The organism is Methylomonas sp. 2BW1-5-20, assembly GCF_052474515.1.
On record NZ_CP184127.1, the window covers coordinates 2,377,617 to 2,400,011 of the forward strand.

The 22,395-nt window shown below is 50.9% G+C and carries 17 protein-coding genes; 8 read left to right on the forward strand and 9 right to left on the reverse strand.

Annotated features, from left to right (window positions below):
• Nucleotides 1-7 precede the first annotated feature (7 nt).
• The 6 genes from corA to ACH50O_RS10795 form a co-directional block, all read right to left on the reverse strand.
• Nucleotides 8-997 (reverse strand): magnesium/cobalt transporter CorA, encoded by a 990-nt coding sequence (gene corA / locus ACH50O_RS10770; RefSeq protein ID WP_446812010.1) that lies wholly within the window; start codon nucleotides 995-997, stop codon nucleotides 8-10.
• Between the two features lie 177 nt (nucleotides 998-1,174).
• Nucleotides 1,175-1,330, reverse strand: a complete 156-nt coding sequence (locus tag ACH50O_RS10775; RefSeq protein ID WP_446812011.1) for a hypothetical protein — start codon at nucleotides 1,328-1,330, stop codon at nucleotides 1,175-1,177.
• Between the two features lie 469 nt (nucleotides 1,331-1,799).
• A complete protein-coding gene (locus ACH50O_RS10780) occupies nucleotides 1,800-3,677 on the reverse strand; it encodes a potassium transporter Kup (RefSeq protein ID WP_446812012.1) in 1,878 nt (625 codons plus the stop codon).
• 245 nt (nucleotides 3,678-3,922) lie between these two features.
• Nucleotides 3,923-4,621, reverse strand: a complete 699-nt coding sequence (locus ACH50O_RS10785) for a response regulator (protein ID WP_446812013.1) — start codon at nucleotides 4,619-4,621, stop codon at nucleotides 3,923-3,925.
• 88 nt (nucleotides 4,622-4,709) lie between these two features.
• Nucleotides 4,710-7,451: a DUF4118 domain-containing protein gene (locus ACH50O_RS10790; RefSeq protein WP_446812014.1), complete on the reverse strand. Its 2,742-nt coding sequence runs from the start codon at nucleotides 7,449-7,451 to the stop codon at nucleotides 4,710-4,712.
• A gap of 139 nt (nucleotides 7,452-7,590) precedes the next feature.
• Complete coding sequence (locus ACH50O_RS10795) at nucleotides 7,591-7,959, reverse strand: hypothetical protein (RefSeq protein ID WP_446812015.1); 369 nt, start codon at nucleotides 7,957-7,959, stop codon at nucleotides 7,591-7,593.
• Between the two features lie 537 nt (nucleotides 7,960-8,496).
• On the opposite strand from ACH50O_RS10795, the gene nhaD reads away from it, so the two are divergent.
• The 6 genes from nhaD to ACH50O_RS10825 all read left to right on the forward strand — a co-directional run bounded on the left by nhaD (nucleotide 8,497) and on the right by ACH50O_RS10825 (nucleotide 15,573).
• Entirely contained in the window at nucleotides 8,497-9,963 is a 1,467-nt protein-coding gene (gene nhaD, locus ACH50O_RS10800; protein WP_446812016.1) for a sodium:proton antiporter NhaD, read from the forward strand.
• Between the two features lie 15 nt (nucleotides 9,964-9,978).
• Entirely contained in the window at nucleotides 9,979-11,013 is a 1,035-nt protein-coding gene (locus ACH50O_RS10805) for an FAD:protein FMN transferase (RefSeq protein ID WP_446812017.1), read from the forward strand.
• A gap of 16 nt (nucleotides 11,014-11,029) precedes the next feature.
• Nucleotides 11,030-12,568 carry a DUF4118 domain-containing protein gene (locus ACH50O_RS10810; protein WP_446812018.1) on the forward strand — a complete coding sequence of 513 codons (1,539 nt, stop codon included), beginning with the start codon at nucleotides 11,030-11,032 and terminating at the stop codon, nucleotides 12,566-12,568.
• Nucleotides 12,569-13,270 (forward strand): response regulator, encoded by a 702-nt coding sequence (locus ACH50O_RS10815; protein WP_446812019.1) that lies wholly within the window; start codon nucleotides 12,569-12,571, stop codon nucleotides 13,268-13,270.
• 641 nt (nucleotides 13,271-13,911) lie between these two features.
• Nucleotides 13,912-14,727, forward strand: coding sequence for an amino acid kinase family protein (locus ACH50O_RS10820; RefSeq protein WP_446812020.1), 816 nt, complete (start codon nucleotides 13,912-13,914; stop codon nucleotides 14,725-14,727).
• 12 nt (nucleotides 14,728-14,739) lie between these two features.
• Nucleotides 14,740-15,573 carry an amino acid kinase family protein gene (locus ACH50O_RS10825; protein ID WP_446812021.1) on the forward strand — a complete coding sequence of 278 codons (834 nt, stop codon included), beginning with the start codon at nucleotides 14,740-14,742 and terminating at the stop codon, nucleotides 15,571-15,573.
• A 201-nt stretch (nucleotides 15,574-15,774) separates the two neighbouring features.
• Here ACH50O_RS10825 and ACH50O_RS10830 read toward each other — a convergent pair whose 3' ends face one another.
• Nucleotides 15,775-16,305, reverse strand: coding sequence for a J domain-containing protein (locus tag ACH50O_RS10830; protein WP_446812022.1), 531 nt, complete (start codon nucleotides 16,303-16,305; stop codon nucleotides 15,775-15,777).
• A 372-nt stretch (nucleotides 16,306-16,677) separates the two neighbouring features.
• Here ACH50O_RS10830 and ACH50O_RS10835 point away from each other — a divergent pair, with 372 nt between their 5' ends.
• A complete protein-coding gene (locus tag ACH50O_RS10835; protein WP_446812023.1) occupies nucleotides 16,678-16,986 on the forward strand; it encodes a hypothetical protein in 309 nt (102 codons plus the stop codon).
• Nucleotides 16,987-17,075: 89 nt separating this feature from the next.
• Here the strand turns inward: ACH50O_RS10835 and ACH50O_RS10840 are convergent, their stop codons facing one another.
• Nucleotides 17,076-17,552: a NifB/NifX family molybdenum-iron cluster-binding protein gene (locus ACH50O_RS10840; protein ID WP_446812024.1), complete on the reverse strand. Its 477-nt coding sequence runs from the start codon at nucleotides 17,550-17,552 to the stop codon at nucleotides 17,076-17,078.
• 135 nt (nucleotides 17,553-17,687) lie between these two features.
• Nucleotides 17,688-18,005: a hypothetical protein gene (locus tag ACH50O_RS10845; RefSeq protein WP_446812025.1), complete on the reverse strand. Its 318-nt coding sequence runs from the start codon at nucleotides 18,003-18,005 to the stop codon at nucleotides 17,688-17,690.
• 378 nt (nucleotides 18,006-18,383) lie between these two features.
• On the opposite strand from ACH50O_RS10845, the gene ACH50O_RS10850 reads away from it, so the two are divergent.
• Complete coding sequence (locus ACH50O_RS10850; protein ID WP_446812026.1) at nucleotides 18,384-22,223, forward strand: hypothetical protein; 3,840 nt, start codon at nucleotides 18,384-18,386, stop codon at nucleotides 22,221-22,223.
• Nucleotides 22,224-22,395: the final 172 nt, after the last annotated feature.

Genomic DNA, 22,395 nt, shown 5'->3' on the forward strand with positions numbered 1-22,395 from the left:
CTTCGACCTACAGCCAGCCGGCCCGTTTCAGACGCAAATACAGCGCCAGACTGCAAAGCGCCACGCCACCGACCACCAGCGGATAGCTGTAAGGCCAATCCAACTCGGGCATATGCCGGAAATTCATCCCGTACCAACTGAATACCATGGTCGGTATTGCCAAAATCGCCCCCCAGCCCGCCAGGCGTTTTACCACCTCATTCTGCCGCACCGTTTCGAAAGTCAGATGCACCTGCATCGCCGCCAGTAACATCTCGCGCATGCCCTGGATAGCTTGATCGACACGCTTGATATGGTCGGCGATGTCGCGAAAATAAACTCTTACATCCTTATGAATCAATCCGCCGTGAAAGCGCATCAATTCGTTGCAAATGTCGATCACCGGATTGATTGCTCCCTCCAGTAACAATAACTCGCGCTTTAACTGGTACAAGTCTTCCATGGTTTGCCGGCTGGGCCGGTACTGAAAAATCGCCGACTCCAGCAAATCGAAGCGGTCCTGCAAGCCGGCAATCGCCACCATGTAATTGTCGACGATAAAATCCATAATCGAATACAACGCAAAACCCGGCCCCTTGCTCAGTTGGTGCGGCATAGCCTGGCAGCGCTCCCGTACTTTACTCAGCGTTTGCGATGCGCCGTGACGAACCGTGACCAGAAAACGCGGTCCCATGAAGATATGCGTCTCGCCAAATTCGACGCTGTTTTCAACCAATTGGGCGGTATGCAACACCATAAACAGCGAATCGCCGTACTCCTCGATTTTTGGCCGCTGATGGGCCGAGCAGGCATCTTCGATGGCTAAATCATGCAGACCGAATTCCTGCTGCACTTTCCTCAGTATCTCGGTGTTGGCCTCGCGTAAACCCAGCCAGACGAAGGTATCTTCATTGAGCAGAACTTCGCTGATGTCTTCGATGGTCACGTCGCCGATGCCTACGCCTTTTTGATAGGCCACACAGCGCATCACCATGCTGTTATCGATAGTCTCGGTCAAAAAATTCTCCCGCTTATTTGGAAATAGTGATTTCCGGCGCACCCGGTTGCGCCAGATCGGTCATGGTTATTTGAAATACCTAACACAATGATATAAAGCCCTCGCGGTCGCAAGGCTTGTAAAGATAAACGCCGTTCAGATTGCCGCCATTCAATCTTAACTCGCCGGACACCGAAGTCATCGCAGCGCCGGCCTCGCTCCGGCATTGAACTGAAAGTTGAAGGTGGCGTCGATATTGAAAACGCCGGTGAAATGCATGGCGTGATGCCGATGGGTGCGGGCTATATTCAGCAACAGCTGATTCGGCAAAATACCTAAGTGCGAGTTTGGCACACGTTGGTGAGTAATAACCTTGGAAACTCATTCAGTTATTTTTTATATCCGGCAAAATTGCTTAACTTTTTACCTTACCGGTTCTAAAACGCAATCAAATTTTAATTTGCCTGTCGTATGCGGTGAACGTGGCCGGTATAGAACCTAAATCTTCCTCTACCTTGTGGCCGTATAGGACTCCGTTTGCACGGCATTCCCGAAAGTCGTAAGTATTTTCCTGACATTGCGATGAAAGCATCCGCTTTCTTCCCAGCGATAGTTCCGCCGACTTGATATTGGTGTTCAGCCGGGACAGTCTTAAAACCTCGGCCGTCAGGTTCAGGTAAATTTTTGCTTGGTATTTTGTGCCATATTTTAAGTCCTCGCGAATGCCGGCAACACCATATCGAACTCAAGCAAAACTGAATGTCATTGTCCTCAGCTTGAATAGTCGTAGATTTGCATAAACCTTCCGCGTCCCTCCTCGGCTCTAAAGCTCGATCCGAATCCCAACCTCGATTACACGCTCGACCGGAATTTTGAAATATTCGATCGCACTCGAAGCATTGTGCAGCAAGAATCTGAATAGCGCCCTGCGCCATTTCGGCATCGGACTGCGGCGGCGGAACGAGAGCCGCTCGTTGCCGATAAAAAACGAGGCCATTTTTTGATCGATGGTCAAGCCTTCGTGACAGCATAACTGCAAGGCCCGGCGCACGTCCTGCTGCTCCTGAAAGCCAAAATACATTTTGATCCGGAAAAAATTGCCCGCCTCGCCGAAGGTTCTAATTTTTAAGCGATGCGCTTCATCGATATACGGCTCGTCCTTGGTGACTATCGTCAACACGATCATTTGTTCGTGCAGCACATGGTTATGCTCCAGATTGTGCAGTAAAACTTGCGGCACACCGTGCAGGTTTTTAGCTAAATAAATGGCGGTACCCGGTACTTTTGCCAGACTGCGGCCCTGAATCCTACGCTCCAGCTCTTCGAACATCAGCCGCTTTTCATCCATATGCCTGGCCAACAACTCGCGCCCGTTAATCCAGGTGGTCATCACCACAAACAATACAGCGCCGACCGTTAACGGCAACCAGCCGCCTTCCGGAATTTTCAAGCTGTTAGCCAGAAAGTACAAAATGTCGAGCGTCAAAAAAATCGACAGAAAATGGATGCTGGTGACTTTGTTCCACCGCCACAATTCGGAAATGACGATGAAGGCCAATATCGTCGTGGTAATCATGGTGCCGGTAACTGCCAAGCCATAGGCGGAAGCCAGTGCGGTAGACGACTTAAAACCCGCCACCAGCACAAAGACCGAGAACATCAACAGCCAGTTGACGGCCGGAATATAGATCTGGCCCATTTCGTCGCCGGAGGTATGCAGGATGTTCATGCGCGGCGAATAACCCAATTGAATGGCCTGCCGAGTCAGCGAAAACGCGCCGGAAATCACCGCCTGCGAGGCGATCACCGTCGCCAGAGTCGACAATATTAATAAGGGATACAGCGCCCAGGATGGCGCCAGCAGATAGAACGGATTTTCGATCGCATCGGGATGGCCGATCAGCAGCGCACCTTGCCCGAAATAGTTCAGCAACAAGGCCGGGAATACGAAGCTGAACCAGGCATAACGTATCGGCTTCAAGCCAAAATGCCCCATATCGGCATACAGCGCTTCGGCGCCGGTAATCACCAGCACCACCGAGCCCATGATTAAAAAGCCTTTCCAACCCAGCGCACCTAACAAACTGATCGCATAATACGGATTGACAGCCTTTAACACCTCGGGCTGCTGACAAATATTAATCACCCCCATCAGCGCCAATACCGCAAACCAGACACACATAATCGGCGCGAACAATTTACCGACGGCCTCGGTGCCTCTGGACTGAATCAGGAACAAAGCGCCCAAGACCGCAAAAGTCGCCGGCAACACATAGTGTTCCAACTGCGGCGCAACGATTTGCAGACCTTCCACCGCGCTCAGTACCGAAATGGCCGGGGTGATAATGCTATCGCCGTAGAACAACACCGCGCCGATTAAACCGGTGGTCACGATAAAACGGGTTTTTCGCGGATTGTTCTTGGCGGTTTGCAGCGCCAAGGCCAGCAAAGCCATGATGCCGCCCTCGCCCTTGTTGTCGGCGCGCATGATGAAAATCGCATACTTAGTGGTGACCACCAGCACCAGGGACCAAAATATCAGCGACAGCGCGCCCAGGATATGCGTAATGTCGGTGCTTAGGCCGGCATGGAACACTTCCTTGACGGCATATAAGGGGCTGGTGCCGATATCGCCGAAGACGACGCCTATCGCGCTCAGGGTTAATCCACTTAAAGGTTGGGTTTTGTTATCGGCGGACATCGCAAAATCGCATGGGTAACGGGAGGATGAATCGAATTCTTGGATCCGGAAAAAATGGCAAGCTTTACGGCCGTTGACCAAAGATCACCGGCCGAACAGGCGCCAGGGCGCGGACTATACGGAATCGCATCTAAAAAAGTTGTAAAAATTTGTCATCCGCAGCCACGCTTTCGAGTGAAATAATTCGTAGCGTCCATCCCATTGCGGACGGCAAAGTCGCGTTAAGCGGGCTTACGACTTGCCCGTTACCAGACTTTTAACCGATAACCCACGCCCGACTCGGTCAATAAAAACTTGGGTTGAGTGGGGTCTGTTTCCAGTTTTTGGCGCAGTTGACTCATGTAAATCCGTAAATAATGCGCATTTTCCTGATAGGACGGCCCCCAAACTTCCTTGAGGATTTGCTGATGGGTCATGACTTTGCCGGCATGCTTTACCAATACCGTCAGCAAGCGGTATTGAATCGGGGTGAGATGGATTTCTTGCTCGTCCACGCTGACCACCCGATTGAGCAGATCGACTTTCAGATTGGCGGTAACGAAAACATCGTTCGGACTTTGTTCCTGCGGCCGGTTCGCATGCCGTAGCGCTACCCTTATCCGGGCTAATAGCTCGCCGAAACCGAAGGGTTTGGTCAAATAGTCGTCGGCGCCGGCATCCAACGCGTCGATTTTTTGCTGTTCGCTGCTGCGCGCCGACAGGATGATGATGGGCACGGCCGACCATTGCCGGACGGTTTTGATCACCTCGATACCGTCCATATCCGGCAAGCCCAAATCGAGTATCAGCAAATCGGGCTTGCGCACCCCGACTTCGACGATGGCTTGTTTGCCGCCGGCTGCTTCGAAGACGTTAAAACCTTGGGTACTCAGACTGGTGCGCAGAAACCGCCGGATGGAGGGATCGTCTTCTATCACGATAATAACGGGGTCGGTTTTAGCCATGAGTCATTAATTTAGGCGAAAAAGTGAAATCGACTTACTTGTAAAAAATTCGGTATCCGCCCGTATGCTTTTGCATTTCCGGCCTCTGTCATTCTTCCGGTTCCACGCTGGGCGGCGCTTGATCCAGCGGCAAGGTAATCACAAACTCGGCGCCGCCTTCGGCCCGATTCCGGGCAATAATCCGGCCGCCGTGCACTTCGACAATGGCCCGGCAAATCGCGAGCCCCAAGCCGACACCGCTTTGTGCGGTTTCGTGACGGGTCTGGTAAAACTTTTCGAACAGGCGCTCCTGCTGCCCTTTGGGAATACCGGGTCCGTGATCCGCAACAATTATTTCCGCGGCGGATTCGTTGATTTCTGCAATAATTTCCAGTCCGCTGCCGGGCGGCGTATACCGCACCGCATTCTCCAGCAGATTGATCAACACCTGCTCTATCATCACCGAGTCGGCCAATATCATCGGTATGCCTTCCGGTAGTTTGACTTTTACCGGCCGGCCGGTCAATTGGGTATGCAGTAAGGTCAACACCGTGCCGACGATTTCTTCCAGCGGATGCCACTGCTTATTCAACTCCAGCACCCCCGCTTCCAACTTGGCCATGTCCAGAATATTGTTGACCAGATTCGACATGCGTTCGGCCTCGTCAACGATGCCCCGGCTCAGTTCCAGTTTGTCTTGCGGCATCAATTTCCCGCCGTCTTCCAGCAGTGCGCTCGCCGAACCGATGATGGTCGCCAGCGGCGTGCGCAAGTCGTGCGAAATTGCGCTGAGCAAAGAGTTACGCAAGCGTTCGGCTTCCATCTGCATTTGCGTCGAGCGGGCCTGCTCGGAAAAGCGGATTCTCGCCACCGCCTGGCCGATTTGCCGTAAAAAAGTCTCCAGCAGCTTCTGCTGCTCGGGTAAAAACACCCGGCGCAGATTCACAGGCAACAAGGCCAACACGCCCAATACCTTGTCGTCGTTATGAATCGGAAAGTAGACCGCCGCTGCCCCCGGCAGGGTATTGGTGCCGTGTCCGGCAATGTCGTTATGATCGAGCACCCATTGCGCCACGCTCAGATCGGCGCCGCGCAAGGATTCGGCAATGCCCTGTTTCCTGGGAAAAACCACGCGTCCGCTATTATTCGGAAACAGAATCACGTTGGGACTGCTGAATTCCGAATACAGATGCCTGACGGCGATGCGCACAACTTCATCTTCCGCTTGGCTGCTGCTCAATTCCTTGCTCATCGAGTACAACGCCGCCGCTCGCCGCTCCCGATGCGCCGCCACCTTGGCCTGCGAGCGAACATTAATCATCAAATTACTAATGACGATACCGACCACCAGCATTGCCAGCAAGGTAATCAGGTACTGACTGTCGGACACCGAAAAGCTGTAATAGGGTTGTACAAACAAAAAATCGAAACAACCGATGCCGAGGACCGATGCCAGTATCGAAGGGCCGCGGCCGAAACGGGTGGCGACGAACACCACGCCCAATAAATACACCATCACCAGATTCGCCAGCTCCAGGCGCTCGAACATCAAACTGCCCACGGCCGTGCTCAATAAGGTAACCACAACAGCCCAGACATAACCGCCGTAGCGCTTTTTGGTTTTGGAGGGTATGCGTTGCTTTAGCCCGGGCAATGGGCTTTTTTTCAGCAAGGATAATTCGGACTGCAATTCGGTGGTACGCCCTCTGATCTGCGGGCTACCCAATAGGTAAATATTGATATTGTGGGCATGCGAGATCAAGACATCGACCACCGAACCCATCAGCCAGCGCCGCCAGCCGCGCCGGCTGGGTTTGCCGATCACGATTTTGTTGATATTGCGCTCGCGCGAGAACCGAATCAGGGCCTCGCTCATCTCCGGCGCGCTGAGGGTGACGGTTTCGGCGCCGAGTTGCTCCGCCAGCCGTAAAATTCGCAGGATGCCGTCGCGCTTCACGGCCGGCATCCGCTGCAATTGCGGGGTCTCCACGTAAGCGACGATCCATTCGGCGCGCAGACTGGTGGCCAAACGCTTACCGGCCCGCACCAGGCGTTCGGCCAGGTCATTAGGTCCGATACAAACCAAGATGCGGTCGCTGACCTGCCATACTTCGCGGATCGCATTGTCTTCGCGATAATCCAGCATCTGCGCGTCGACGCGATTGGCGGTTTGCCGCAGCGATAATTCCCGCAGCGCGATCAGATTACCTTTGCGGAAAAAGTGATTCACCGCTTCCTGCGCTTGTTGCGGCAGATAGACCTTGCCTTCCTTGAGTCGTAGCAATAATTCGTCCGGCGGCAGATCCACCAACTCCACTTCATCCGCCTCTTCGAACACCGTGTCCGGTACCGTTTCCCACACCCTTATGCCCGAGATCTGGCCGATATCGTCGTTCAGGCTTTCCAGATGCTGCACGTTTAGCGCGGTATAAACGTCGATACCGGCTTCCAATAACTCGTGTATATCCTGCCAACGTTTCGGGTGGCGGCAGCCTGGTGCATTGGAATGCGCCAATTCGTCGACCAAAATAATCGCCGGCCGGCGTTTCAAGGCGCCATCGATATCGAATTCGTGCAGGACCGTACCTTTGTAATCGATTTTGCGCGGGGGCAGCACTTCCAATCCATCCAGCAAGGCCTTGGTTTCCTTGCGGCCGTGAGTTTCAACAACACCGATAATCACATCCAGATTTTCGGCACGCCGCTCTTTGGCGGCCAACAGCATCGCGAAAGTTTTGCCGACCCCGGCGGCCGCGCCGAAAAATATTTTCAAGCGACCGCGCTTGGCTTTAGCCTTGTCCCGCTCGACGCGGGCCAGCAATTGATCAGGATCGGGTCGTTCCGTATTCATCATCGCCTTCCGTTATTCGCTGTATGTCTGGAATTGCATTGGAGAGCTAGCACAATCCTGCCGTCTTAAGCCCTATGCACGTCTGGAAAAATTGCTCGTTCCTGGCCCCAGGTGTAATGAGTTTTGGATAATGGCCTCATCAAATCATGCGTTCGGCGCAACAGGCCAATAGATAAGCCCGGCGCGAATCGGCCTGAAATACCGGTGCCATGGTATCGCTTGGCAGCCAATCCAAATGCAGTCTTAAACCGGCGTTGGACATCAACACCACTTCGACGCCGGCAATGCCGCTGATACATTTCACCAATTCAAACGCGCGGGGATGCGCAGGATTCAGGCAGATTTTCGGCCTGTCGCAACGTTCGGTAATGAAGCGCACCAAGGCCTCGAGTTCTGTTGGCGTGTTCCGATAAGGTCTGGAAAAAACGCTTTTCCCGTCGCACCACAAAACCGCGATCCACTCATTTTTATCCGTGTTGTCTATACCTACGTAACTTCGCTCGTTCATGGAATTTCCCGCGTTGTTGAGGACGGCAATAGTCTACGAATAAGGCCGTAAAAAGGTCGTTAATATTCCGAGCGGAAACATAAAGAAAATATAAAAATTCGCGAGGCGCCATTTCATGAAAGAGTTTCGTGTCTACCCGCTCCGAAATGGCTGGCCAGCGTGCCATAAAAATCAACAGCGATTTATCGCCGGACAATACCTTTCGCTTAAGTTGGCTACTGAACCGGCCCGGCATTAAGGCATTTGCAGAAGACTTTTCTCCTACCCTTCATTTCCCCTCTCACAAAACCGCCAGCTCTCTCCATTGTTTACCCATCAGCAACAATGAATTGCACCATGGTAACCCTATCTTAACGAAATCTTTATTTCGAAAAATTTAATATCCCCACACCACGAAATTAATATAAACGGCTTAATTAATCCTATAACCATGAATAAAACCCGGCACCAAAATACCTATTATATCGATAATTTATGCCGCACCTATATTATTGCATAAACAAAATATAAACCTATTTAATTAACCGGAAAAATCAAGTGAATAAACCACAGCACATCAGTTTATATCGGATAACCGTATTAATATTGGCTCTCCTGATTCCGGAGTTATGCTTTTCTCAAGAAGCCATAGAGACAAATCAATTGGATTTAAAGACGCATTTTGTCGGTTATTTCGCGATTGCCGTAACTATTATTGCGTATATCCTTGCCATGACGGAAGATTTGCACCAATTGAGCAAGGCCAAGCCCATGGTTTTAGGATCCGCCTTAATTTGGTTTGTAATTTTTATCTATTATTCGTCGGAATACGGTACAGCAAAGAATGTCGCTGTTGTTTTCCAAAGCAATTTAACGGCCTATGCGGAATTGTTTTTGTTTATCACTGTGTCAATGACTTTTTTGAATTCAATGACCGAACGAGGCATTTTCGACGGGTTGCGTATTGTATTAGCCAATAAACAATATAGTTATCGGCAATTGTTTTGGATTACCGGCGGGCTAGCCTTTTTATTGTCTTTGGTTATCAGTAGCTTAACAGTAGGTTTGTTGATGGGCTACATCATATTGCAGATAGGAAAAGGCCAACCTAAATTTATCGGTTTAGCCGGATTAAACGCGGTGATCGGCGCCAATGCCGGCGGCACGATGAGTCCTTTAGGTGGTATTTCCACATTCTTCGTTTGGCAGCAGAATATGCTGCAGTTTACCGATTTCTTTATCTTAGCTATTCCGTGCATGGTAAATTTTTTGGTCCCGGCAGCGATTATGCACTTTTCGGTGACTAAAGACACACCAAGTTTTTCTCCCGAGACGCCGGTTTTAAAACGCGGCAGCAAACGCATAATTTTTATATTTATTCTCACATTCAGCATTACCATTTTATCTAACGTCTTTCTCGATATGCCGGCAATAGCGGGCATGATATTCGGTTTAGCGATATTGCAATTCTTTGCTTATTACCTAACGAAATCCGAGCGCAAATCAGCGAGAATTCATTATTTTTTAACCTACCATGAAAAACAAGATTATCTTGAATCGCAAAAAGGCTTCGACGTGTTTAAATGTATAGCCGGCGTCGACTGGGACACCTTATTATTCTTCTATGGCGCAATGATGATTGTCGGGGCCCTGAGTTTCCTGGGTTATTTGGATGCCATGGCTCATTATTTATTCACCCAAATCAGCCCTACGATAGCAAACGTGCTGATTGGTTTGTCATCGGCATGTATCGACAACGGCACATTGATGTTTGCGGTATTAAACATGCACCCGCCCTTTCCGATGGGCCAATGGCTATTGTTAACCTTGACCCTGGGCGTCGGCGGGAGTTTGCTAGCCATTGGTTCCGCGCCCGCACTCCACGTACTGGGCTTAATGAAAGGCAATATGAACGAAGGTGAAGGCTACACCTTTACCCTGCATTTACGCTGGATGCCCGCCATTTTATTGGGCTTCATCGCCAGCATTTTCACGCTCTATATCGTTAACGGCTTTCAGTTCTAAGACGGGTTAATCGTCATGCGCCATATAACGACAGCTTTCAAAAAGAAAAAGTTATTTCCATTTCTACTCCTCAGCTTGCTTTTAACCGGGTGTAAAAACACCCCGCGCGAAACCGAAATATCCGGCGCCGCTCAGGGCACGACTTATCATATCAAGCTGGTATTGAACCAACATTCCGCTGAATTGGAGGATGCCCGCCGGCAAATTGCCAGCGTGCTGGCCGATATAGATGCCAAAATGTCCAATTACCGGGACGATTCCGAAATATCATATTTAAACCGGCAGGAAACTGCCGAATGGTTAGACGCCTCTCCGGAGATCATTACTTTGCTGACTATTGCGAACCACATTTATCGGCATTCCGAAGCCTGTTACGACTTAACCATAAAACCCTTATTCGATCTTTGGGGATTTTCCGGCCATGAGAATCGAGTACCTGACGACCAGGAAATCGCCGCGCTAATGCCGCATATTGGCATGCCGCTACTGGAAATCGACTCGGTTCGGCAACGGATCAGGAAAAAAGATCCAAAAATCAAAATCGATCTGTCCTCCATCGCCCAAGGTTATAGTGTCGGACAGGTGGCCCAACAGCTGGATGCCTTAGGTATTAGCGATTATTTGGTCGAGATTGGCGGTGAAATGATGGTGAAAGGCCGCAAGGCAAACGGTGAAGATTGGCGTATCGGTATCGAAACACCAACACCCGCCGGCCGGGGACTGCAGAAAATCATCGACATCAAGGAGACCAAAGGCACGGCAGTGATGACAGCCGGCACCTATCGCAATTTCTTCGAGGAAAATGGCCTTAGCTATTCCCATATCTTGAATCCGAAGACCGGCCGGCCGGTGACTCATCGTTTGCGTTCGGTGACAGTGATTCACGAGGACCCCACCTGGGCCGATGCCTGGGACACCGCATTGCTGTGTGCCGGCGAAACCCAAGCCATGCAAATCGCCGAAACCGAAAATCTAAAAGTGCTGCTGATCTACGAAAAGGATAAAAAATTACAGGAATACGCCAGCACAGCATTCAGTGCGTCCCAGTAGCATCAGCCATCACACGATGAAAACTTCGCCCCGAAATATCCCAAAAGTGTTCGGCAAGCTGCTGGTCAGCCTACTGACACCGTTACTGCTGACCTTGCTCGACTGGCCGTTCCGCGGAGTTCTCAAACCCAGCAATATTCTGTTGGTCTATTTGTTGGGCGTGTTTTTTGTGGCGTTACGATTCGGTTTGTGGCCGTCGATGCTGGCATCGTTAACCAGTGCCGCCGCATTCGCTTATTTTTTTGCCCCGCCCATCTTCTCGTTTGCGATCGCGGATCAGGAAAATATCGTCGGACTCGCCGTCATGCTCCTGATCGGCACCGTGACCAGTAACCTTGCCGAGCGCGTACGCACCCAAGCTTGGATAGCCGCACGCCGGGAACAACGCGCTTCCGCGCTATACCGTTTGACTAAGGAACTGGCGGAAGCTCGCTTGGAATCGGATATCGTCGAAATCGGCGTGCGCCATATTCATGCGGAGTTCGGCGGTAAAAATACCGTTCTGCTGGCCGGCCGAGATGGGCAATTGCGCTACCCCATACAGCCGCCATGGTCGATTTCCTGGCGCAACGCCGACCTAAGGATTGCGGCTTGGGTATTTAACCATGGCAAAACCGCCGGCCCAGGGTGCGATTACTTTAACGAAAACGCTGCTCTATATTTTCCGCTCAAGGGCGTGATTCGCAGCCTTGGCGTCTTGGTCTTGGAGCCCGCCGCAGCCGAAAGCATCGCCCAAACTGAACAGCGTTTGTTTTTGGACACGTTTATCAGCCAGATCGTGCATACCTTGGAACGGGCATATTTAGTCGAGCAAACCAAGGAAGCCTCGTTAAAAATTCAATCCGAAACCTTGCGCAACTCTTTACTCAGCAGCATTTCCCACGACCTTAGATCGCCATTGGCAACTATCGTCGGCGCCGCCAGCACCTTGGAAACCGACGAAGAGCGGCTGCCGGACAACAAACGGAAAAAGTTAGTACGGACGATTAGCAACGAAGCGCGGCGCATGGCCGATCTGACCACCAAAATCTTGGAAATGGCGCGTTTGGAAGCCGGCGAAGTCACACTGAATCGACAATGGTACGAAACGGAAGAAATCATCGGCAGCGCATTGCACAGACTCGACAAAACCCTGAAAAATCGTCAAATCAATATTCAGATCGCCGACAGCCACGCCTTGATCCATATCGACGCCGTATTGCTGCAACAAGTCTTAGTCAATTTGCTCGATAACGCCGATAAATATTCTGCCGTCGGCAATCCCATAGACATCGCGGTCTCGACCGATGAGCAAGGCGTCAGCATTCGAGTTGCCGACCGCGGCATCGGCATAACGCCGGGATTCGAAGAAAAAATTTTCGACAAATTTTTTCAAATGCATCCGGAGGGCGCGCAAAGCGGCGTTGGACTGGGATTGTCCATTTGCCGGGCCATCGCGGAGGCTCATGGCGGAAATATCGTTGCCAGGCAACGCGAAGGCGGCGGAGCGATTTTCGATCTGCGGCTGCCTTGCGCGGAATGCCCGCCTTGTATCGCCGTGGAAGAAGAGGAATAAATGAAACACGACAAACCCAAAATTTTGCTGATCGAAGACGATCCGCCGTTTCGCCAGTTATTGGCGACGACACTGGAGCACCAAGATTATGCAGTGTCGGCTTTCGCAACCGGGCGGGAAGGCCTCAACGCGGCGCGCAACGAACACCCCAATTTATTGATTCTGGATTTGGGTTTGCCCGATCTCGACGGCCAGGAGGTGATCCGTCGGCTGCGCTTGTGGTCGAATCTGCCCATCCTGGTCTTATCCGCGCGCAATCAGGAAAGCGACATCACCCTGGCCTTGGATAACGGTGCCGACGATTACCTAACCAAACCCTTCGGCAACGCCGAACTCTTGTCCCGAATCAAAGCCTTGCTCCGGCGCGTGACTGCCCCCGCCTTAAATGAGCAAATGTCTTTCCATGCCGGCGACCTTAGGATAGAGCTGAGCAGGCGCCGCTTGTTTGTCGGCGAACGCGAAGTTCACCTGACGCCCATCGAGTTCCGATTATTGACGGAACTGGTTCGCCATGCCGGCTTTGTCGTCACCCATAGGCAATTGTTGGAAAAAGTCTGGGGACCGAGCTACGTCGAACACAGCCACTATTTGCGGATTTATATGGGGCAATTGCGCCATAAACTGGAAGCCGACCCCACTCGCCCCCGCTATTTGCTGACAGAAGCCGGGGTCGGTTACCGCTTGCACGATGGCGAACAGTAATGTGGCGCTTGGGCTGTTGCATCCGTCCGGTCTGCGGCAAGGAAAACTACGGCAAAGGACACTTGGGAACAGCCGAACCCCGCACATGCCTGTATCCACATCCCCTGGCAAAAGAGATTCAACTCCGTCGCGTAGCGAAGCATCGCGAAACTCTGTGACCCGCCCGAAGCTCGCTATCACGGTATCTTTGAAACTGCGGGTTAAAGTCATTTGTCAGCTCTCTGGCGTTTTCACTGCTTGTAATCGTTCCATCTGTTTTGTGCATCCTCAATGTCGCCTTGCTGCCACTTTTTTGTGCAGCCAGCCTTCAGAATCACGAGTCGTTCGCCGTCCTTTCCCAAATAAATCCTGTAACCCGACCCAGAATCAATACCTAGAGGGCTATCTAACCCACCATACCTAGTCGTCTAATCGCTTAGAAAAAACAAGGTTTCGTGTAGTGTTGCCCTCAAACGTGTAATAGAATGAAGGTGTAGTCTGTACTAGTTTTGCAGACATGCTGATATTTCAGGCAGGTCTGACAAGCGCTGAATTATCTCGCGAAAGCTAGCCTTGGAAATTTTACCTCGGGGTTGTCGGAGCAATACCAGACTCCACCGAAACTTATTGCAGTGAATCATGGTGATGAAGGGGACCCAAGCATGACCGACACAACAACATCTAAGCTCGAAGAGCTCCTCATGCAGCGATCGCTGACAGATGCGGAGCTTCTAGCTGCGGCGGAAGAAGCCGAGGACTTTAGAATTCTGCCGGACGCCACGGTGATAAAGATCGGTGGACAGAGCATCATCGACCGCGGCCGCGCGGCCGTCTACCCACTGGTGGACGAAATTGTCGAGGCCCGCAAAGCTCATAAACTACTTATCGGCACCGGCGCGGGCACTCGGGCCAGACACCTCTATTCCATTGCCGCCGGGCTTAACCTGCCGGCAGGCGTGCTTTCGCAGTTGGGTTCTTCGGTTGCCGATCAGAATGCAATAATGCTGGGACAACTACTCGCCAAGCACGGGATCTCCGCAGTTGAGGGGGCGGGACTCTCGGCAGTGCCGCTTTATCTTGCCGAGGTGAATGCGGTTATCTTTAGCGGCATGCCGCCTTACAAACTTTGGACGCGCCCTCCGGTAGAAGGCGTTATCCCGCCTTACCGTACCGATGCCGGCTGCTTCCTGCTGGCCGAACAGTTTGGTTGTAAAGCCATGGTTTTCGTCAAGGACGAAGACGGTCTCTTCACCGCAAATCCCAAGACATCGAAAAACGCCACCTTCATTCCTCGGATCTCGGTTGACGAAATGAAAGCGAAGGGACTTCACGATTCGATTCTTGAATTCCCTATGCTCGACTTATTGAAGACTGCGCGCCACATTCGTCAAGTACAAATTGTGAACGGTCTTGTCCCAGGCAATCTGACCCGCGCCCTCGCTGGCGAGCACGTCGGCACCATCATCACCGCGAGTTAGGGAGTTACTGTCATGTCTGAAACCACAAACACTATCAAGCACGTTGCCTCGCCACTCGCACGCCAAACCTTACAGGACAACGAGCTTACCCGCCCTGTTGCCGGTGTGCGCCCGATTCGGCTCCTGCCTTGGCTGCAGGTCGTTAAGATTGGCGGCCGCGCCATTATGGACCGCGGCGCAGCGGCGATTCTGCCTATCGTTGACGAGATTCGTAAGGTATTACCCGAGCACCGTCTGTTAATTCTGACTGGCGCGGGTATCCGTGCCCGACACCTCTACAGCGTCGGTCTCGACCTTGGCCTCCCGGTTGGATCGCTAGCCCCGCTCGCTGCCAGCGAGGCTGGTCAAAACGGTCATATTCTTGCGTCTCTACTGGCACCGGAGGGAGTTTCTTACGTCGAACACCCCACCATCGAGAGCCAACTAGCTATTCACCTTTCAGCGGCGCGCGCGGTCGTCGGCAGCGCCTTTCCACCCTATCATCATCACGAGTTTCCCCACTCGCGAATTCCGACGCATAGGGCTGATACCGGCGCATTCCTGCTGGCCGACGCGCTAGGGGCGGCGGGTCTCACCATCGTGGAAGACGTCGATGGCTTATACACCGGCGATCCCAAAGGTCCCGACGGAGAAAAAGCGCAACTTGTTCGAGAGACGACTGTCGCCGATCTGGCAGCGCATCAGGACACGTTGCCGTTTGACCGAGCGCTTCTTGAGGTGATGGCAACCGCGCGCCACCTTGAGCACGTGCAAATCGTGAATGGGCTGGTACCGGGGCGGCTCACCGCAGCCCTACGAGGCGAGCACGTCGGCACAATCATTCACACCGGTGTCCAAGCAGTCTAGGCCGCGCCGGCGATTACAGTCGTTAATACTCTGACATCCGGTTACCTGTCTTTTTTCAAAATAGACATGAAACGGATGTCAGATTCATCCAAAAACGGTCGCTGGCGAGCGACCGTTTTTCGGCTTTCTGATTGCGGCAAAATGGCCGAAACGTCAAATTCGATAATACCAACAAGCTAAAACTCCGTTCGCTCGCAGCACTCACGAAATATACGCAAGCAAGGCGTTGCGCGCTTCCGTGATGCGAATGAACTGCTCGTTGCTGCCTCCGGCATCGGGATGGGCCTTTTGGGCGAGCCGCCGAAAAGCAGCCTTGATCTGGGCTGACTCCAGCGCCCCGTCGATTGGCAGCTTTAGGGTCTCGCGATGTTGCCGCTCGTCGTGTGGCTTGCGGTTGACTTGATGCCGGCCGTGGCCGCCGTAAAGGCGCTCAAACTTCTCGTTTAATTCTTGTTCCGCAGCACGACGAATTTTCAAGGACTCCCGCCGCAGTTCCACCTGCTCGTCTTGCCATCTTTGGCGCGACATGACGATACAGGCGGCGAAGGCGATGCGGCCATGCGTCTTTAGCTCGTCGAAACTAAAAGGACCCACCATGTCGAAGGGTTCATCCAGCCAGGCGTCTCTACCGCAGGTGCCGACTTCGACCCGCTGAATCGTCACCGTGGTGACGAGGCCGAGCGCGCCATTCCAGATCACCCATTCTTCATCGACCACAACCCTGTCAGCCATATATTGCTTCCTCGACTTCGCCGTTGCAATGCCCACCGGGCCAAGCGCTGACGCAGGTACTGCGCCGGTCGGTTCTCGTCCGATAGCTTGCAACAAATGTGGGAAGGATTGAGGTAAACACTACAAAATTAGCCCGTTCAACACGAAGTTTTAATGATCAAGCAAATTGCACACCAATAAAACGGCGCACTCAGATCGAATTCCTCCCCCCACAAGCAGAACGCACCACGGCACGCGAGTTAGCTATAGGACTGGCTATTTTGAAAATCGGGAGCCAGGTAACGAAAGAGTTCGACCACCTACTAAGTTAGAAAAATAAATCTGGCATGAACTTTGTTTAGCCAACAACTGCGCTAGCCTTTATTTCACATCATGATGACCAATAAAACCGCATTCACCCCCACCCAAATCGAGCAGTTATCGTCGTTGCGATATATCAATACCATTGACGAATATATGAGAATCGTGTCCAGCGTTAAGGTGCTTGATGACGCGCATCAGCACGACAACGCCGTGCTGTTGGTACTCGATATTTTTATTGACGACAAACACATCGACAAGATGAGTTTCAATTTGCAGAACTACGCCTATGAAGAGATCGTAGCGCTCGCACAGGATATTCGTAACAACGACTATATTTTGCGAGCAGTGGACACAGCACTGGCCGGCGATAATGAATGAACGTTGGGCTTGCCACGCACAAGCCCGATCCGCTCAAAAGCCCGGCAAAGCTGCCTTAAATTGCATTTAGGCAAAATTGACGGACAGCCTCATTCATCCCATCCTTCGTCGGCCATCTCGGCAAAACGGCTCTGATCTTTACCGGCTTTTTGTTTAAAAATGCGTTCCAGCAGCGGCGACATAGTCCCGGCGATTTCTTGTTGTAACTCGGTAATGATTTCTTCGATGTCGGGGCCGCCTTTAACGATGACAGGATGCACGCCCAATTTGATCAACTCATTGGTCGCCGTACCGCCGACGGAACCGCAATAAACCATATCGCTGCCGGCTAACCAGGCAAGCTTGGGTTTTAGTTTGTCGTCGTTGCCGTCGCGTTGTTCTTTAGCAAACGACTTAACCGCCAATGGCGTAGCGGTACTACCATCGATACCGTATACATGAAACCCCGAAGACGAACCGAAATGCTGATTGACAATATCCCCGTCCGAACTGGCGAAAGCCACGATCAGCTGATTAACATCGACTTCAAGCTCCGCAACACTATTTACATCAGCAAGTTGATTCATGTGACACTCCTTTATTGAATATTTGGACCAAAGAACGACCATGGCAAGGTCTTGCAACAATGGTCTTTGGCGTTGTTAATCCGCGCCCCGCCGAATCCAGCGGACACGGAGCCGGATCGCTCAGTACAAACCGCGTTACCTTCGTTGCCGGTATTCCGCAACCAACACTTTGATCTTTAACCGCATAATGTCTTTCAACATTTGTATCTTTCGATCATGTTCCTGATGCGCAATATCGTAGATTTGTTTTCTCAGCGTTTCGTCACTATCGTCTGGTAGATTCAAGGACCATTCCGAAAAAAAACCGCCGTAGCTGTCTATCGTTTTGAGTAACTCAAACCTGAGCTTCTCTCTGTCCGCCCTCGGGATGGCCTTTAGTGCTTCATCGATAAACGCATCAAGATCTGATTTTTGTTGTTTGTTGGAAACGGGGAACTGGATGATTTCGGACATAAGCACCGTAAAATGATAAGCAAGCAAACACCGCATTGATTTTTTGTATAACTGCTTAATTCAAATTTTGCACCAACTTATAAACGATTGATAAGTTTACAAGAACGGCTGAGCTTATATGTTGCGTTTGTAACAAATAAGCCCCCGTTGGCACGTCGATGTTTGAATGGTGGCAGTTGCGCTTAGTCAACTGCCGGAATCCGCATTGAAATGTTACCAGGCCGACATTTGGAAATCGGCAAAAGCTGATCAGTCGGAATTGACCGGGCAAAACCGACTCCAAGCTGAAGTTCGTGTTTTTAATTTAAACGTCTGGTTTAAACCTTATACTGACCATGCAGATCACGCTAAAACCTTGATAATATTTTACTCACAGTTATGCACCCTTTTTTTGAAGTCACAGCCTCAGATATTCAAAACCTGAATGATGAGCAAGCTCGTGAATTGATTGCTCGCCTTTGTAAAGCCGAACTTCAGGCCTTAGGTATTGGAACAGCTCCAGTCACATGGGGGGGCGATCAACGAGCGAAAGACGGCGGAGTTGATGTTAGAGTCGATATTCCACCATCATCCGCATTATCTGGCTATATCCCCCAGGGTGTAACTGCTTATCAGGTCAAAGCCGAAAAGTTTGAACCTTCAAAAATTCCCGGTGAAATGGCTCCAAAAGGCAAATTACGTCCGGCAATCGTGGAGCTGAGCAAGAATTCCGGCGCGTATATCATCGTGTCGACCATAGACAATTGTTCCGACTCGTTTCTAATCAGTCGTAAACAAGCCATGTCGAAGTGTCTGGAGGAACACGGACTAAATGAACACCTTGAACTCGACTTTTATGATAGCCGACGGATTGCCGACTGGGCCGGAAGTCATCCTGGTGTTTTGGTCTGGTTACGGGACGTTTTGCGTAGGCCTATCCAAGGCTGGAAACCTTATGGACCTTGGGCCTATCAAGAGATTTCTATTGATGATGAGTATCTGCTTGACGATAAGATTAAGGTATTCGTTCCAAATACGGATGAAGCGATTTCCGTAATCGACGCTCTCAAACGCCTTCGCGCGGAACTGGCAACACCGCGCACCTCAGCGCGAATAGTCGGACTCTCGGGAGTTGGAAAAACGCGGCTCGTTCAAGCTTTGTTTGACATCCGTATAGAAGCATCAAGCGCGCTAGATCGAGAGAACGTTCTCTATACCGATTTATCGGACGATCCAAACCCTCAGCCAACCGCAATGCTCGAAGCATTGATTCAAGATGAATCGAGTTGCGTGGTAATAATCGACAACTGCGGACAGAACGCACATGCAAAACTCACCGAAATCGTCCAGCGTCCAGAGAGCAAGATACGCTTGGTAACTGTTGAATACGACATCAGAGAAGATTTGCCAACCGGCACAGCATGCTACCGGCTGGAAGGATCGTCTGATGAAGTGATCGCAAAATTACTTAAGCGTCACTACCAAATGCTGTCCGACTTGGACGTGCATAAGATTGTCGAGTTTTCCGCGGGTAACGCGAGGGTCGCATTTGCCCTCGCGTCAACCTCTTCGATGAAAGGACAGTTGGCTCAACTCAGGGATGACGAACTTTTCAGGCGCTTATTTATTCAGAAGCAATCCGAAAGCGACGAACTTCTTAGATGCGCAAAGGCTGCAAGCCTGGTTTATTCGTTCGACGCTGAAGACGATTCGGAAACTTCTGAGTTGGCCATACTCGCCGCTGTCGGCGACGTTTCAATATTGGCATTTTTGAGGAATGTTGCAGAGTTAAAACGACGAGGTTTGATTCAGGCACGCGGTAAATGGCGCGCGGTATTGCCTCATGCCATTGCAAATCGTCTAGCGATGCGATGTTTGGAGGATTTTTCACCACAATTTTTGATAAAAAAATTTGTTTCCGAAGCGTCTGCGCGCGTAGCGCGGTCATTTTCCCGTCGGTTGGGTTACTTGCACGAATCAAAAGTAGCCGCCGCTATAGTTAGCGAGTGGTTAAAACTTAGAGGCTTATTAGGGGATGCGACTAGGCTCAACGAACTCGAATGGCAAATGCTGGAAAACATTGCGCCGGTTAACGAATCTGCCGCTCTTGATACCCTGCTTCGGGCAACCGAGAACGAAGAACTCATATCGCATTCCAATGAGAAGCGCGCGGAATTTACCCTATTGCTTCGATCCCTTGCATACGAGGCTGATTTATTCGAAAAGGCAGCTTCCACTTTATTGAAATTTGCTTTGGCCGAACCCGAGGAAGGAAGCTCTAATTCAGGACGTAAGATCCTAAAATCGTTATTTTATTCGCATTTCTCTGGAACACTAGCTTCGCCAAAACAGCGAACTGAATTTGTAAATGCGTTAGTTTTGTCGAACGACGATGCGAAGTTAAAGTTGGCAATTAGTTTGTTGGAGGCAGGACTTGAGGCATACCACTGCTCGTCCAGTTTCAGCTTCGATTTTGGCGCACGTAAACGGAGCTATGGATGGTATCCAAGAACACTTGATGATTTTCGAAACTGGTATGGCGCTTTCGTCCAACTTGCCGCACAGATTGGAAAATCCGACACCCCGGTTGGGTTGGACGCCAGAGGCATATTGGGTAGAGCCATTCGCGGCCTTTGGGGGGACGAATGGCTGAATGAAAGATTAATCGAAGTTGCTCGAGAACTGGCGGCTGTAGATGGCTGGCCTGACGGATGGATAGGTATCCGCAACGCGCTGAGGTGGGAAAAAGAGGCGATAAACGGGGAATCCCTGGAGCAATTGAAAATGCTCGAAAAACAATTAGCTCCGTGCGATCTGTGGGGGGAAATTCAGGCGAAAATATTGCGGCGCGGCGACTATAGTGTTGAACTGGACGGCGAATATGAGGATGAGCCTGATAAAAACTCTGGGTTTGACTGGTATGAGAAGATCTCAAGAGAAGCCGAAGCGCTTGGAAAAGCCGCAGCCACAGATGAAACAGTGCTATCCGACTTACATCCTTTTCTATTTCACTCAGGACACACAACCAAACCGTATTGTTTTGGTATTGGCGTAGGTAAGGATCATTCCGCGGTCGGCGCTCTCATTACTCAAATTTGTGGAATTATCAATAGTAATCCTAACCGGGCATTCGACCTAAATTTTGTGCACGGCTTGTTAGTAGGATGGCATTCGGTAAAACCCCAAGAAGTCGGAATTTTTATGGACTCGGCTATCGGCGATCCGATTTGGGCTGCCTATTTTCCCATGCTGCAACTTTCGGTGCCTGTCGATGACGTTGCGTATGGCAGGCTAATCAAGTCGCTGGAAATAGGACTGGCACCCAGTTGGCGCTACATTCAGCTTAGTTTAGGGCCCAGAACGGACGCACTTTCAGTAGAACAACTTGCTGCGCTGCTGAATCTGCTGAAGTCTAGGCCGGACAACGGAATGGAGGCGGTGATCGACATAATTTATATGGTGATTCATTGCGCTACTGACAAAGACGCGAACTATCGACAGGAATTGCAAGCCTATGTCTCGGGTTTTGTGGCTGAAATAGATTGGGCGCGATTGAGTTTTAAAAACCACAATTTTGAATACCATCTTGAGAACGTCATCGAGTTTGCGCTATCAGGAAATGACCCTTACAAAATCACGAAACTTTCTATAAAACGTTTGTTTGCGCAAGATGATTTCAAATTTATGATGCGCTGCGGAGACCTGCTTAGGCCGTTTTTCAAGGAAAATCCAATTGATGCGCTAGATGGGGTCTATTGCAATGATGAGGTCAGTTCGATGCAGCGTTTTCTTATTTTGCAGACGAGTAGGAATGACGAAGCAGCTTTGGCTGATGTGCCGATAGATGCGATTATCGAATGGTGTAAGGCTTCCCCAGTTGAAAGATGTAAATTCGTCGCTGAAGGTTGCAAGCTATTTGAACGGCAAAATACTAACGATCCGAACAACGAGAATGTTCTTTCTATTTCTGCGGATGCAATTTCCCTATTAGAAATAGCGCCCGACAAACACAAAATTCTCGAAATTCTAGTACGACGTTTTTCTCCTAGTCATTGGTCCGGCTCTCGCGCTGCAATTATGCGGCAGAGGTTTTCCCTAATTGATCAATTCAATCCCATTGACGATCCCGAGCTTTCGAATTTGATTTCAGCAGAAAAAAAGCGACTGTCAGATGCAATTTCATCCGAAGAGCGATGGGAGCTAGAGTTGGAGAGACGGGAAACTGGCAGTTTTGAATAGGCCAGCAAATCCGGCGCAATAAAATTGAAAAGCACGAGTTAGTTGGGAAAGTTTTGCGCAATGAAGCTACTTTAAGACAGCTATCCATTCGCGTGCGGTCACTGATCGTCGAAATACTGCAGTCAGCTATTGGCCGACCCAAAACTTTCAAAATCAGGCGCAACCACGATCC

Excerpts from the sequence above, each read along its gene's own strand:
- ACH50O_RS10780 (WP_446812012.1), bottom strand. The coding sequence starts at position 3,677 with ATGTCCGCCGATAACAAAACCCAACCTTTAAGTGGATTAACCCTGAGC.
- ACH50O_RS10785 (WP_446812013.1), bottom strand. The coding sequence starts at position 4,621 with ATGGCTAAAACCGACCCCGTTATTATCGTGATAGAAGACGATCCCTCC.
- ACH50O_RS10790 (WP_446812014.1), bottom strand. The coding sequence starts at position 7,451 with ATGAATACGGAACGACCCGATCCTGATCAATTGCTGGCCCGCGTCGAG.
- ACH50O_RS10795 (WP_446812015.1), bottom strand. The coding sequence starts at position 7,959 with ATGAACGAGCGAAGTTACGTAGGTATAGACAACACGGATAAAAATGAG.
- ACH50O_RS10805 (WP_446812017.1), top strand. The coding sequence starts at position 9,979 with ATGCGCCATATAACGACAGCTTTCAAAAAGAAAAAGTTATTTCCATTT.
- ACH50O_RS10810 (WP_446812018.1), top strand. The coding sequence starts at position 11,030 with ATGAAAACTTCGCCCCGAAATATCCCAAAAGTGTTCGGCAAGCTGCTG.
- ACH50O_RS10815 (WP_446812019.1), top strand. The coding sequence starts at position 12,569 with ATGAAACACGACAAACCCAAAATTTTGCTGATCGAAGACGATCCGCCG.
- ACH50O_RS10820 (WP_446812020.1), top strand. The coding sequence starts at position 13,912 with ATGACCGACACAACAACATCTAAGCTCGAAGAGCTCCTCATGCAGCGA.
- ACH50O_RS10825 (WP_446812021.1), top strand. The coding sequence starts at position 14,740 with ATGTCTGAAACCACAAACACTATCAAGCACGTTGCCTCGCCACTCGCA.
- ACH50O_RS10830 (WP_446812022.1), bottom strand. The coding sequence starts at position 16,305 with ATGGCTGACAGGGTTGTGGTCGATGAAGAATGGGTGATCTGGAATGGC.
- ACH50O_RS10835 (WP_446812023.1), top strand. The coding sequence starts at position 16,678 with ATGATGACCAATAAAACCGCATTCACCCCCACCCAAATCGAGCAGTTA.
- ACH50O_RS10840 (WP_446812024.1), bottom strand. The coding sequence starts at position 17,552 with ATGAATCAACTTGCTGATGTAAATAGTGTTGCGGAGCTTGAAGTCGAT.
- ACH50O_RS10845 (WP_446812025.1), bottom strand. The coding sequence starts at position 18,005 with ATGTCCGAAATCATCCAGTTCCCCGTTTCCAACAAACAACAAAAATCA.
- ACH50O_RS10850 (WP_446812026.1), top strand. The coding sequence starts at position 18,384 with ATGCACCCTTTTTTTGAAGTCACAGCCTCAGATATTCAAAACCTGAAT.